The organism is Enterococcus sp. AZ035 (assembly GCF_050548325.1).
GTDB classification, from domain to species: Bacteria; Bacillota; Bacilli; order Lactobacillales; family Enterococcaceae; genus Enterococcus; species Enterococcus faecalis.
In genome coordinates this window covers 1662091-1674699 of sequence record NZ_CP172958.1, presented here as the reverse complement: position 1 = coordinate 1674699, position 12609 = coordinate 1662091, and the positions used below count along the sequence as shown (strand labels likewise).

Genomic DNA, 12609 nt, shown 5'->3' with positions numbered 1-12609 from the left:
TGATTTATGGTACCAGCAATAAAAAGAGCGCAGAGGTGTCGCATGACGACAAAAAAGCGACTTAAGCCGCCAAACAAATAGTCGCATACAAAATTATACTAGAAAAATTTTAACACAGAAAAGAGGTTTTGTGAATGAATCGTAGAGAAGCTAATGTACTAGATAGATATTTAACAGAGCCGACTGAAAAACTATATAAGGAAACCTATGAAGATGATCCAGTGGACACTACTGATTGTTTTGGAAATGAAATTGCTGATGAAGACGGTGTGTTTGAGCTAACTTTTGCAATGAAATGTCTTTATACAGGACAACCAGTACTCACCTGTAAAAAAATTGCTACACAAGATACAATCGTTGATTTGATAGAAGAATTAGGCGAAGAAAACGTGTATTTAATTGAATATGTGAGTTCAGGAAAAAGATATAAGGAGGGCTTATTGAATGGCTGAAGCAACCAAAACAGATTTTTCTAAGTTGAATGTTTATCAAAAATTAGCGTATGTGAGACAAAAAGCACCATATATTCAAAAAAGTAAACGTGGCCAGCAGTACAGCTATGTGGGGTCAAGCGATGTACTATCCGCATTAAATACAGTCATAAATCAAGTTGGATTAATTTTGAAGCCAGAAATTGTTGCTCATCAAGTTCGGGAATCACAAGATGAGGTATGGAAAGCGGATAAAGTAAAGAAAGAGCCTGTAGCCAAAAAACGTACAACGTATTTTACAGAGCTAGAGTTAATGATGACATGGATTAATATTCATAATCCTTCTGAGATTGTTGCTTGTTCATGGTATAGCCAAGGAGTAGATATTGAAGGAGAAAAGGGTGTAGGAAAAGCACTAACGTATGCGGAAAAATATTTTTTATTGAAATTTTTTAATATCGCAACAGATGATGACGATCCTGATAAATACCAAAAAGAACAGTTAAAAAATACTGCAATTACTGAACGGCAAATTGATATGTTGAACGCATCAATTAGTAGAGTAGCCGAGCTGGCAGGGCAAGAATTTGAAGCTGTGAAATCGTTAGCTATAAATGATTCTGATTTGAATCCTAAAAAAGTATTTGAAGAATATAGTGCTTATGATTATGGTGTTATTTCTAAATTGCTTGCGAAGTGGATAAATTTTTATGAATCTAGGCAGAAGGTTCAAGAAGATAAGAAGTGATTGAATGATTGGAAAAATCATAAAACACAAAGGAAATAAATTGGCGATTGAGTTTGAGGATGAGATCAACTCGAATTTCCTCAAACTCCTAGCTAACAACGATGACAATTTAGTAAAAGTTGAACTATTAGATAATCGACAAATGTCTCAAAAACAGAATGCACTTTCTCACGTTTTAATAGCTGATATAGCTCGTTGGAGTTATGACGAACCCAAATGGATAGAGGAAGTTTTAAAGTATTACTACGAAGCTAAAAGTGGCGTGTATTTTGAACATAGTAAGGCTACACGATATGAAGCAACAGAATGGATTAGTTTTTTAATCGAATTCATTTTGAAAAATGATGTACCACTAGAAAAGAGATACCAATACTTGCTAGAAAATAACAAATGGTTTTATTACTGCCTTAAATACCGTAAGTGTTGTATTTGTGGGAAACATGCCGATGTTTGTCATATCGAGGTAGTCGGTATGGGGCGAAATCGTCAAAAGATTAATCACGAAACATTTACTTTTTACGCTGGTTGTCGTCAACATCATCAAGAAGAACATCAGATAGGTACTAAGAACTTTTTAAACAAGTATCAAATTAAACCAGTAAAACTAAACGTTGAAGAACGTAAGAAGTTGAATATCGGAGGTTAACAGTTTGGTAGAGGAATTACTTGAAAAATACAGGCAATTAACATCGAGTCAAAAACTATTTTTTGAACTATTAGCATTTGTCTATATCGGTTCAAGAAATGGTAAAGGAATAGCTATTGAAGCACAAACAATAAAAAAAGTCGTTAACGGAGAAATTAAGCATAAATATGTTTATACGGTCGTTGTTGATGAGGAGGATAACTAGTGAATGAACATAGAGGATATTACGCCATTATCCCAGCGATTGTTCGCTATGATAACCACTTAAATGGGAATGCAAAATTATTGTATGGAGAGCTAACGGCATTAGCAAATGAAAAAGGCTATTGTTGGGCAACGAATCAATATTTTGCAAATCTGTATAACGTTAGCAAGCGAACAATTATTTCATGGCTGAAACAGTTAGAAGAAAGAAACTATATAAAAATGCAAATTTTTTATAAGCCAAACAGCAAAATGGTAGATCGGAGACATATCTATATCTTACCGTATCCAACTGATACAGAATTTTACACCCCTAGTGAAGAAAATTTCATCACCTATGGAAAAAATCATCAGGAGGGGGATGAAGAAAATTTCACTACCCCTAGTGAAGAAAACTTCACAGAGAATAATACATTAATTAATAATACAAAGAATAATACAAAGAATATATATAGTGTTGAACAAAGTTCAACCATGTCTGAATTATTTGAAAAGGTTTGGAAAACATATCCGAAGAAAACCAATAAGAAAAAAGCCAAAGAGCAATTCTTAAAGAAAATTAAGTCAGATGAAGACTTCGAACGGTTTAAAACAGGATACAAAGCTTATCTTAAGTATATCAAATTAAACGACTGGTATCATCCACAAGAATTGTTCCGCTGGATACGTGATGAACGTTTTAACGATGAATACGACTTGTCTGAAACGGTAACGCAAGTAAGATATTCAAATAATCCAGTTAGACAAGAGAAGTTGCCAGATTGGGTAAATGAACCAAAAAAAGAAGAGGAGAAACTATCACCAGAAAAGCAAGCTGAACTTGATAGGCAAATAAAAGAATACTTGGAGGGGAAATGATGCGAATTATCCTGCCAATTGAACGAAAACTGCAAAGTCGCCCGAGGTTTGCAAGACGTGGGAATTATGTCCAAACCTATGAAGATAGCGCTATGGGTGCCTATAAACAAAAGGCAAAACCAGAATTGATTGAAAAAGGGGCTATTTTTGCGCATATTACGTTTTACATCGCTACCCCTAAAATACTATTAAGTTCTAAAAAGAAACGCTTAGAAGTGAAATTAGAGCGGAAATATTGCGATAAGAAACCTGACTTGGATAATTATTTCAAAGCAGTCACTGATGCTGCCGAAGGTATTTTATATAAAAACGATGGTCAAATTGCTGTAATGGTTTGTCAAAAGTTGTACAGTATGCGACCACGAACAGAACTAGAAATTACAAGTTTGGAGGAACAAGTGTAGTGGGTAAAACGGGTAAACAGATCAAAGAGAATTATTCGGTTAGAAAGCGAGTAAAGAAGATGCTTAAATTTAAAGAATTTAATATTCAATTATTCGACGTTCACATTTATATAAAAAGGCTAAGTAGTTTTAAAACCAATAAAAAATAGTATAAAAAAACTAACTAGTTTCCGCTAGCTAGTTATAGATACATTTTCATCTCAGATAGAGACAATTAATAATACATTACTATGAAATTTAAGGCAACAAAAAAAGCCAGCTGACCACTAGCTGACTTATGTGGTAGAAACAACTGTTTTCCGCCAGTTGTTCTTTAGGTGTGAGTTAGCACTTTCCCCAAATAAAGTGCTATTAAAAAGCCGATTAAAAATCGACAATAAATCTCTTGCAGAGACGTGTACTACTATTAACTGTTTACCAGAAGTTAATGTAGAAAAGGAGGAAATTTATTTCATAAATAAAATCCCCAAGAAAGTTAAAGTGATTATACCATTGAAAAATAGATTTGAAAATACCTTCTATGCCAAAAATATTTATTAGATGGAAAATATCAAATGAATAAAGATGATGTGAAAGATGACGAATGGAAGATTGTAAAATATTGTAGAATTATTATTGTTTTCTTTATAGTCAACCAATAATTTGTTGACTACAAACATGTATGAGTGATGAATATTTTGATAAATAAATAGCCAGTCGGTTTCCGCCGACTGGCTGAGAAGTGAATAGCTATTGGAATAGTATTCTTAGTATAATTTATATCATATAGAGTCGCTGATGAGCAAAGAATAAGCATTTCTTATATATGTTTGGATAAATAAAAAAAGCTACTTAGTTTCCGCTAAGCAACTCTTAAATGATGATATGTTTATTATAAATTATTATACCATAAAAGGAGCGATTTCACTTGATTCTATTGTTAAAAGAAGTAGATTTTCGACAAACAAAAGCGAATGCTAGAAATGTGTTGAAGAGTTTTAGACGTTTAGAGCGAATAGCTGGTCGTTCTTTGATAGATTTAAAATCACCAATTATTACAGAGATGCCTAAAAGCCAAAGACACGGAAACAAAACAGAAGATGCACTGGTACAATTAGCTGATGCAGAAGCAGAAAGAGATGCAATTTTATCTGCACTTATGGCTTTGAGTTTGACTAGTAGACAAATTCTGCACTACAGTTTTTGTGTGCAGGATCATTACTCTAATTACAAGATTGCTAGAGAAGTTGGATATTCTGAAAGAAGTATTCAACGTATGAAATCAGAAGCTTTAATTGAATTTGCTGAAGCGTATCGAAATGGAAAAATAATCGCCTATAGATAAAATTTTTGGCGGTTTTTTTGCGGAAAGTTGGCGGTTTTTATCAATATTTAGATGTTACTATGGTAGTGTCGAAAGATAAGGAAACGAGGTAAGGCATGCATTACCTATCTTAGCTCCGTTTCGCTTATCTTTTGAGGCTACCTACAAAAAAATAAAGAATAAGGATGTGGAAAGTCCAGTTCTTTTGGTCTCGTTTAGTCGTAGGTAGCCAAATATTGCAATAAACTTGGCATTAAGCTTACACGTAGACGTACGCTGAAAGCACTTGTCAAGATAGCGGTATGTAGTTTGCAAATGATCACTCACAAATCAGACGTTCTCAAACTAAAAGAAATGGGGTGTAATTCCTCTCTCTTTTTCTACAGATCTTTAATGGTACTTGATTGCTTGTGTAGGTTCTACTCCTGTCATGTAAATCACAGCGATCATTGCTATAGGTAGCTTAATAATCATTCGCCGGTAAATACCTAGTTTACAGCTTGTGGACGGGGTGTAAAGAAAATCAAGCCATAGTCAAATCTTCATCGGCTGTGGCGTTTATTATTTCATAAACGGAAATAGAATGAAATCTTTCAAGATTTACTTAAGGTATGATATAATTGCATAAAATCATTTAGAAGGCTGTGTTTTACATGAAAAAAACTTCTTTAGGCAAATTGATATTGAATATAATTGTCATGATAGCTTTCGTCGTTTCTCTGTGTACACTAGTTCCAAGCTTTTTTGATAGGGAGCAGAAGGAAAACATCTTTAAATTAACTACTACTTTGATTAGCTTGCTAAGCGGCTTTATCCTTTATATTTATAATAATTCAAATACCATGTTTTTTTGGGTTAATAAATTTAGGACGTATTTTTCCTTTAAAACCGTTCGTTGGGAAATGAGTTACAGAACTCCTGGGCTTTCAATTGAGAATACTAATAAGTTAAAAGAAGAGTTATACCGAATATTAAAAAGTAAAAGTATTCAAATTTTGAAGGATAACAAAAAAGAAGAGTCTAGAGTTATTAAATTTAAGAATGACAGAGGAATAGAAGCAGAGTTTGATTTGAGATGGAATGAATATGTAGATGACAGATTTTCAATGACTATTATATTTAAATCACAAACTTCACATAGAGATGTACGTAAACAATGGTCTTTTTACAGAAATATAATAGAAGAAACTCTTAAGGTGATTTCGGAAGAATCGAATTACGATAAAAAACCGTATGAGGAAAAATCCTACTATACGGTATCTTTAAATATGGAAAAAAATCCTTTTTACCTACTAACAATTAAAACTTACGATAAACCTAAAGATATAAAATTCGATCTATCTTTTAAAATAGATGGAGTCAATTTCAAGACTACTAACAAAAAAATTGTACTTACAACAAAAGATATAACAAAAGTTGATACAGTTTTAAAGGATTATGTTATGTTAGGGAAAGTCAGCTGATTATTTTGATAATAGCTCGTGCTGCGTTCAAAAAAGGATTCTCATTATCAATATCATTTAGAGAACTATACATTAATAGTGCCCCAGCCTTAGTAAATCCAATAGTTCGTTCTTTCTGTAAAATATCCATTTTACCTATTAGGAAAGTAGCAGTGTCATCAGTCAATGCTTCCCCAGCTTCTTGATTTGCCTCTACATTATCGCCAGTGAAGCGTTTTTTCTGAACACCTTCTTCTTCCGTGGTAAAGGCAATCCCTCTTGTTGAATTTAACTTAGTTTGGATTGTTTTGAAATCAAAAATAAAATTGCTAAGTTTAACTTTAGAGGGCTCTGTCTCTTCTAGTGTTTTGAAGAAGTTACGAGATATCGCTGATGGTGCTGTGGAATATAAGACTTTGTCTGTGGTGTCATAAAAAACTTTAAAAACTTCTGAACGCTTATACTCATTAATAGCTTGTAATTCAGCGTCATCGTTAAGTACAAAGATACTTTCGTTTATAGTTTCCATAAATGTAGCATTGAATACTTTAAATATTCTTGATTCTACAGTCAAAGTTTTTGGGCTGTCAGGAGCGATAGTACCTAGTACGTTGTTGTCATCTGAAAGTGATATTGGCTGACTAATATCAAATTTTTGAACTCTTTTCAATGTTAATGATTGCATAAGATTCCTCCTAATTATATTTAATAATTACATTATATAATTAGGAAGATTAATAGTAAATAATTTATTTCGATATTGTTTTATTTATATGAGTTGAATTTTTAGTCATCGCTTATGCGGTGACTTTTTATAATGAAGAATTTTTTGTTTTTTAATATCGTTGTATAGCTCAATTGATGAGAGTTTAATTAAGTATATGCAGGTTCGACTCCTGTCATGTCAATAAGCAACTTTTGCTGCTTAAATAAAAATCGTCAATAAATGTTTCTTACTTTAATGATCGGTTCACCTCCTTTCAGAATTAGCCAGCCTGCGGAAACAGGATAAAGTGGCTAGTAACCTAGTATTGTTAAATAAGTGTTAGATTGGCTAGGCAGTCTAATATAAATCTTTAGACTACTCAATAAAAATGAGTGGTCTTTTTTTGTGCAAAAAAAGCCACTAGAAATGGGATCTAGTGGCTAGGTAGCGTTAGTGAAAATCTCGTGTCACTTGTAGTTTATGAACTTTAGCTATTATGAAAGAGTGCTACCTAAAACAAGTGTAACACAGCTGTCAAGTTTTGTCGGATATTTGGATTGTTTTCGCATGAAAAACCACCAGATAAAATATCTAGTGGCCAGACAGCAGATTATGTTTTGAAATAACTGGAAGTGTTACATGAAGCAAAAAGGAGTTGCTGTCTTGCAGTGAGTATAACAGGAATTGAAGCGTTTGTCTTACAATAAACAAATATACATAAAAACAATTAGGAGAGAGAACATGAAAAGCTATTGGTATGTATCGTTAACACATGAATATCCACAGCCGAAGCACTCAACTGTTTCAATGCGTGTTGTAATGTCTGTGCAGATAAAAAAGAATGCATCTATTGTTGAAATGACGAGAGAAGCCACGCCGAAGGAAATTGATGCGTGCAAGCTAGTTTATTGTGGTTATGGTAGTTGGAAAGATAAGCATATACAAGAGAATATAGAAATGTATGTGAAGTGATAAATTATTAGACAGAAAGGCGGTGAATAACATGCGAATGACCGAGAAACAGAAACGATTTTGTGACTTTTACATCGAGACAGGAAATGCCAAAGAGGCTGCTATCAGAGCGGGATATAGCGAAAAGACTGCAAAGCAGATAGGACAGGAAAACTTGACTAAACCTGACCTCAGAGCTTATATAGACGAACGCCTCGCAGAACTGAAAAACGAACGAACAGCCGATGCCCAAGAGGTGCTAGAGTACCTAACAGCTGTTATGCGTGGCGAGTACAAAGAAGCCACGCTAATTGGTGTAGGCGAAGGCGCACAAGCCGTTGTAGACATCGATGTGGGCGCAAAAGACCGTTTAAAAGCAGCCGAGCTTCTTGGTAAACGTCATGCGCTGTTCACTGATAAAGTCGATTTACAAACGGGCGATATTGTGATTAAGGTTGGTGAGTGGGATGCAGACGAAGAAACGTAATATCGTTTTAGAGTTTAACTTCCCGTCAAGAGTTTTTAACAAATCGTTTTATGATCGATTGGTGGATTATTCTAAATTCACCGAGGTTTATTGGGGCGGCGCTTCATCTGGCAAAAGTCACGGTGTCGTTCAAAAGGTTGTTTTTAAAGCATGTCAAAGATGGAAGAAACCAAGAAAGATTTTATTTACAAGAAAAGTAGGGCGTAGCTTAAAAGACTCTATTTTCGAGGATGTGAAAGCGTGTCTTTCTGATTGGGGACTGCTAGACAAGTGTAAAGTAAATAACACTGATTTTAGAATCACGTTACCAAACGGCGCAGAGTTTCTTTTCAAGGGAATGGATGACCCAGAGAAAATAAAATCCATCAAAGGGCTGTCTGACGTCGTGATGGAAGAAGCAACAGAATTTACACTAGAAGATTATACACAGCTTACTTTGCGTTTACGTGAACGTAAGCATGTGAAACGTCAAATCTTTTTAATGTTTAACCCAGTTTCTAAACTGAACTGGGTATATAAATCTTTCTTTGATGAGGAAGCAGAAGTCGATCAACGAAGAACGGGTATTTATCACAGCACCTATAAAGACAATCGGTTTCTTGATAGTGAAAATAAAAAGGTGATTGAGGATTTAGCCAAACGAAACCCAGCGTATTATCGCATATATGCTTTAGGAGAATTTGCTACGCTAGATAAACTTGTATTTCCAAACTATCAGAGAAAACGATTAGACAAGCACGACGAACTGTTAAGACAGATTGATTCAGATTTTGGCTTAGACTTTGGGTATGTAAACGACCCTTCCGCTTTTGTGCATGCAAAGGTAGACGAGAAGAACAAACGTATTTATGTTCTTGAAGAATACGTCAAAAAAGGCTTGCTGAATGATGAAATCTCAACGGTTATTAAAGATTTAGGCTATGCAAAAGAAGTTATCACTGCAGATTCAGCTGAAAAGAAATCTATTGCAGAAATCAAGAAGAACGGAATTACTAGAATACGTGCAGCTAAGAAAGGCCCTGATTCAATACGACAGGGGCTTTCTTTTTTATTGCAATATGAGATAATCGTAGACGATCGTTGCGTAAAACTGATTGAGGAATTAGAAAACTACACATGGGCTAAAGACAAGAAAACAGGGGAGTACACCAATGAACCTATTGATAGCTATAATCACGTGATAGATGCTTTACGATACGCAGTAGAACATCGTAGTAAAAAAGCACGAGGAATTAAGCTACAGAGCGTGAAGGGGGTTATTTAATGACAGAAAAAGTAAGTAGACCAAATACTGAAAGTAAAATACGTGAATTCGTTGACCTTTTAGGAAATCGTGTCTTTTATTGTGATAAAAACGCAAAGATTGACGAACGCTTGGTGGATAAATACATTAATAAGCATCGGAAATTAATTGGGTTTTACGAAGAATTAGAAAAGCTCTACAACGGTCAACATGATATTTATTATCAAAAAAATAAAGGAATTGGAAAACCTGACCATCGAATTGCAGTCAACTTTGCCCGTTATGTTGTAGACAGTTCTGCAGCTTTCTTTAACGGTAAACCAACAAAGATTACTCATCCAGATGGTGAGGTAAAAGAATTTGTTCAAGATTTCCGTAAACGAAACGACGAAGAAGACAACGACGCGGAGCTTTCTAAGCTAACTGCTATTTATGGACATGCTTATAAGCTTTTATATCAAAACGAAGAAGCGGAAACGTGTGTAACTTATTTAAAACCTACACAAGGATTCATTGTTTACGCAGATGACTTATTAAAAGCGCCTATGTTTGCGGTTCTTTACAACAAAATGACAAGGGACGAGTTAACGGCAACTGTTTATCCACAAAATAGCACAGAAACGTTTATTTTTACACAAGACAAGACTTCTAAACGATTGGAAACTAAGAGAGGACCAACCGTTTTTCAGAAAGCCTTGTCTTATTTATTAGGTGGAAAAGAGGCAATCGCTAATCCGTACGGTGAAGTGCCTATGATTGAGTTTATGGAAAATGACGAACGACAAGGACGTATTGAGTCTGTGTGGTCGCTGATTAATAATTACAACGAAGCTCTATCAGAAAAAGCGAACGACGTGAGTTATTTTGCGGATGCCTACTTAAAAATGATAGGGGTAGATTTAGCTGACGAAAACGTCGCTTCCTATTTACGTGATAACCGAGTGATTAATAGTGCTGAGCCTTTAAATGAAGGCGAATCGGTAGATATTAATTTTTTAGATAAACCTAGTTCAGATACAACACAAGAAAATCTATTAGACCGATTAGAGCGGTTAATTTATCAAATGTCTATGACTTATAATGCAAACGATGAAAGTTTTAGCAATAACGCTTCTGGGATTTCGCTAGAATTTAAAATGCAAAATCCTAGGAATTTAGCACAAGCGAAAGCTAGGAAGTTTAAAAAAGCATATGCGCAAATGTACAAAATGATTTTTTCATTGCCTACGAATGTACCTGCCAATAAAGCTAAGGAATGGTTTAATTTAGAATACACTTTTGACTTTAATATTCCGCGCAATATTAAAGACGAAGCGGAAACTGCACAAAAACTTGAAGGGATTGTTTCAAGAGAAACGCAATTAGGCGTATTATCGATTGTTCCTGACGTAACTCAAGAAATGGAACGTATAAAGGACGAAGAAACGGAAGAACGTTTAAATCCACAAGTTGATTTCGGTAAATTTACTCGAACTACGGAAGAAGTGACCGAAGAACATGAGTAATTATTGGGCGGAACGAGAAGCAAAACATATCGAAGAAATGCTGAAACGACATGTGAATTACGAACAAGAAATTCATAGACGGTATTTACAGTTATGGAAAACGATAGAAGCAGAAATTCAACAGTTTTACGTCGCTTATGCAGGGAAAGAGAAGATTAACATTGATGAAGCGAAACGATGTGCAAGTAAACATGACGTACAAATTTTCGCGGAAAAAGCGAAACGTTATGTACAAACAAGAGATTTTTCAAAAGAAGCTAACGAGCAATTAAGGTTATACAATTTAACTATGAAGGTTAATCGTTTAGAGCTTTTAAAATCGAAAATAGGTTTGTATTTAACAGACAACACTAATCAGCTACAGACCTATTTTACAGCAATGTTAACAGAGGAATCTGTAGCGGAGTTTGTACGACAAGCGGGGATATTAGGCGAGTCTGTTCTTTCCGAAGAAACTTATCGATTGTTTACTAAAGCGATTATTGAGGGGTCGTTTCATAACGCGACATTTTCTCAACGTTTGTGGGCAAACCAAGATGTTTTGAAAGCGAGTATCGATCGCTTATTAACAGTTGGGCTAGCAGCAGGTAAGCATCCAGATGTACTGGCTAGAGAGCTACGGAGATTAGTTGTGATTGACAGCTTGCGAGGAAAGGAAACGGCTGATTATGTCGCACGTCGGCTAATGATTAGTGAATCTGCAAGAATACAAAGCGAAGTACAAAAGCAAAGCTACGAAAAATATGGGTATGAAGAATACAATCTAATTGTAGAACCAAGCGCTTGTCCTATTTGTGTAGGAATAGCAAGTGCAAATCCACATAAGGTTTCTGAAATGAGCCCAGGAATCAATGCAAGTCCTATTCACAACTGGTGTCGGTGTAGTACTGCACCTGCTTATAAAGACAAAAAGTTCTAGCGAAAGTTAGGCTTTTTTTATTTGCCTTCTTACTGCTTACAGGCGTTAAAGAGAAAGCTGTTTCGATTGATAGGCGTAACCTATTAATTTCGATTAGCCACGTAATGGCTGGAGGTTTTAACATGAACGAAGAAAAACACTTATTATTACCGATGGATTTACAATTTTTTGCAGATGAGCCAAATTCTGATGAGCCAAACTCTGACAATTCAAACGAATCTGGGAATTCATCGACAAAGGATTCTCAAAATCCCAAAAATGAAAATCCAGACGGAAAAGAAACTGGAAAGACTTTTACCCGTGAAGATGTATCAAAAATGATTGCAGCAGAAACTAAGAAAGCAGTGGAGCAAGCAAAATCTGATTGGGAAAAGCAAAAATCTTACGAGCAAATGACTGCGGAAGAACGTGTTAAGGCGAAAGAACAAGAAGCCGCTGACAAAGAAGCACTAGCGGAAAAACGAGAAAAGGAAGCCCAAGCTCGTCTTGACCGTTTAACGCGTGCCGAATCTGTTCGTAATGATTTATCCGAGAATGGCCTTTCCGACTACGTAAGTGCTGCGCAAGCCGATTTATTGCTTGTGAAAGATACAGACGAGGATACAAAGAAAGCTGTAGACGAATTAAAACAAATTATTTCAAAAGCTAGAGATGGTATCCAAAAAGAATTGCTGAAAGGTCAAACTGTAAACGTTGCTACAGCAACAAAAGAGACCGATTGGCGCAGCAATTTGACTAAAAATTTAGAAAAGAAATAGGAGA

At 35.1% G+C, this 12609-nt stretch carries 15 protein-coding genes; 14 read left to right on the top strand and 1 reads right to left on the bottom strand.

Annotated features, from left to right (window positions below; all coding sequences use genetic code 11):
* Window positions 1-134: 134 nt before the first annotated feature.
* The 8 genes from IGL32_RS08125 (at window position 135) to IGL32_RS08090 (ending at window position 6057) form a co-directional block, all read left to right on the top strand.
* On the top strand, window positions 135-452 hold the full coding sequence (locus tag IGL32_RS08125) for a hypothetical protein (RefSeq protein ID WP_002357007.1): 318 nt from the start codon (window positions 135-137) through the stop codon (window positions 450-452).
* Window positions 445-1179 carry an ERF family protein gene (locus IGL32_RS08120; protein ID WP_002385820.1) on the top strand — a complete coding sequence of 245 codons (735 nt, stop codon included), beginning with the start codon at window positions 445-447 and terminating at the stop codon, window positions 1177-1179. Before IGL32_RS08125 ends, IGL32_RS08120 begins: the two co-directional genes overlap by 8 nt.
* Window positions 1180-1183: 4 nt before the next feature.
* Window positions 1184-1825 (top strand): putative HNHc nuclease, encoded by a 642-nt coding sequence (locus IGL32_RS08115; protein WP_033626201.1) that lies wholly within the window; start codon window positions 1184-1186, stop codon window positions 1823-1825.
* Between the two features lie 4 nt (window positions 1826-1829).
* The gene (locus IGL32_RS08110) at window positions 1830-2030 is read left to right on the top strand and encodes a hypothetical protein (RefSeq protein ID WP_002357010.1); all 201 of its coding nucleotides are present in this window, start codon (window positions 1830-1832) and stop codon (window positions 2028-2030) included.
* On the top strand, window positions 2030-2887 hold the full coding sequence (locus tag IGL32_RS08105; protein ID WP_430600032.1) for a helix-turn-helix domain-containing protein: 858 nt from the start codon (window positions 2030-2032) through the stop codon (window positions 2885-2887). The genes IGL32_RS08110 and IGL32_RS08105 overlap by 1 nt, the downstream gene beginning before the upstream one ends.
* Complete coding sequence (locus IGL32_RS08100; RefSeq protein ID WP_016616996.1) at window positions 2884-3291, top strand: RusA family crossover junction endodeoxyribonuclease; 408 nt, start codon at window positions 2884-2886, stop codon at window positions 3289-3291. The genes IGL32_RS08105 and IGL32_RS08100 overlap by 4 nt, the downstream gene beginning before the upstream one ends.
* A 907-nt stretch (window positions 3292-4198) precedes the next feature.
* A complete protein-coding gene (locus tag IGL32_RS08095) occupies window positions 4199-4615 on the top strand; it encodes an ArpU family phage packaging/lysis transcriptional regulator (RefSeq protein WP_002388198.1) in 417 nt (138 codons plus the stop codon).
* A gap of 632 nt (window positions 4616-5247) precedes the next feature.
* Complete coding sequence (locus IGL32_RS08090; RefSeq protein WP_002388196.1) at window positions 5248-6057, top strand: hypothetical protein; 810 nt, start codon at window positions 5248-5250, stop codon at window positions 6055-6057.
* Here IGL32_RS08090 and IGL32_RS08085 read toward each other — a convergent pair.
* Complete coding sequence (locus IGL32_RS08085; protein WP_002398611.1) at window positions 6050-6721, bottom strand: hypothetical protein; 672 nt, start codon at window positions 6719-6721, stop codon at window positions 6050-6052. The two genes, IGL32_RS08090 and IGL32_RS08085, sit on opposite strands and share 8 nt — an antisense overlap.
* Window positions 6722-7483: 762 nt before the next feature.
* Between IGL32_RS08085 and IGL32_RS08080 the strand changes: the two genes are divergently transcribed.
* The 6 genes from IGL32_RS08080 (at window position 7484) to IGL32_RS08055 (ending at window position 12605) form a co-directional block, all read left to right on the top strand.
* A complete protein-coding gene (locus IGL32_RS08080; protein WP_002364294.1) occupies window positions 7484-7714 on the top strand; it encodes a hypothetical protein in 231 nt (76 codons plus the stop codon).
* A gap of 31 nt (window positions 7715-7745) precedes the next feature.
* Window positions 7746-8180 carry a terminase small subunit gene (locus tag IGL32_RS08075; protein ID WP_002364295.1) on the top strand — a complete coding sequence of 145 codons (435 nt, stop codon included), beginning with the start codon at window positions 7746-7748 and terminating at the stop codon, window positions 8178-8180.
* Window positions 8161-9444 carry a PBSX family phage terminase large subunit gene (locus IGL32_RS08070; protein WP_002398613.1) on the top strand — a complete coding sequence of 428 codons (1284 nt, stop codon included), beginning with the start codon at window positions 8161-8163 and terminating at the stop codon, window positions 9442-9444. The genes IGL32_RS08075 and IGL32_RS08070 overlap by 20 nt, the downstream gene beginning before the upstream one ends.
* Entirely contained in the window at window positions 9444-10928 is a 1485-nt protein-coding gene (locus tag IGL32_RS08065; RefSeq protein ID WP_002388192.1) for a phage portal protein, read from the top strand. The genes IGL32_RS08070 and IGL32_RS08065 overlap by 1 nt, the downstream gene beginning before the upstream one ends.
* On the top strand, window positions 10921-11847 hold the full coding sequence (locus tag IGL32_RS08060) for a minor capsid protein (RefSeq protein ID WP_002388191.1): 927 nt from the start codon (window positions 10921-10923) through the stop codon (window positions 11845-11847). The genes IGL32_RS08065 and IGL32_RS08060 overlap by 8 nt, the downstream gene beginning before the upstream one ends.
* 122 nt (window positions 11848-11969) lie before the next feature.
* Window positions 11970-12605 (top strand): DUF4355 domain-containing protein, encoded by a 636-nt coding sequence (locus IGL32_RS08055; protein WP_010710204.1) that lies wholly within the window; start codon window positions 11970-11972, stop codon window positions 12603-12605.
* Window positions 12606-12609: the final 4 nt, after the last annotated feature.

Coding starts and splice junctions, on each gene's coding strand:
- IGL32_RS08125 (WP_002357007.1), top strand. CDS start 135: ATGAATCGTAGAGAAGCTAATGTACTAGATAGATATTTAACAGAGCCG.
- IGL32_RS08120 (WP_002385820.1), top strand. CDS start 445: ATGGCTGAAGCAACCAAAACAGATTTTTCTAAGTTGAATGTTTATCAA.
- IGL32_RS08115 (WP_033626201.1), top strand. CDS start 1,184: ATGATTGGAAAAATCATAAAACACAAAGGAAATAAATTGGCGATTGAG.
- IGL32_RS08100 (WP_016616996.1), top strand. CDS start 2,884: ATGATGCGAATTATCCTGCCAATTGAACGAAAACTGCAAAGTCGCCCG.
- IGL32_RS08090 (WP_002388196.1), top strand. CDS start 5,248: ATGAAAAAAACTTCTTTAGGCAAATTGATATTGAATATAATTGTCATG.
- IGL32_RS08085 (WP_002398611.1), bottom strand. CDS start 6,721: ATGCAATCATTAACATTGAAAAGAGTTCAAAAATTTGATATTAGTCAG.
- IGL32_RS08080 (WP_002364294.1), top strand. CDS start 7,484: ATGAAAAGCTATTGGTATGTATCGTTAACACATGAATATCCACAGCCG.
- IGL32_RS08075 (WP_002364295.1), top strand. CDS start 7,746: ATGCGAATGACCGAGAAACAGAAACGATTTTGTGACTTTTACATCGAG.
- IGL32_RS08070 (WP_002398613.1), top strand. CDS start 8,161: ATGCAGACGAAGAAACGTAATATCGTTTTAGAGTTTAACTTCCCGTCA.
- IGL32_RS08065 (WP_002388192.1), top strand. CDS start 9,444: ATGACAGAAAAAGTAAGTAGACCAAATACTGAAAGTAAAATACGTGAA.
- IGL32_RS08060 (WP_002388191.1), top strand. CDS start 10,921: ATGAGTAATTATTGGGCGGAACGAGAAGCAAAACATATCGAAGAAATG.
- IGL32_RS08055 (WP_010710204.1), top strand. CDS start 11,970: ATGAACGAAGAAAAACACTTATTATTACCGATGGATTTACAATTTTTT.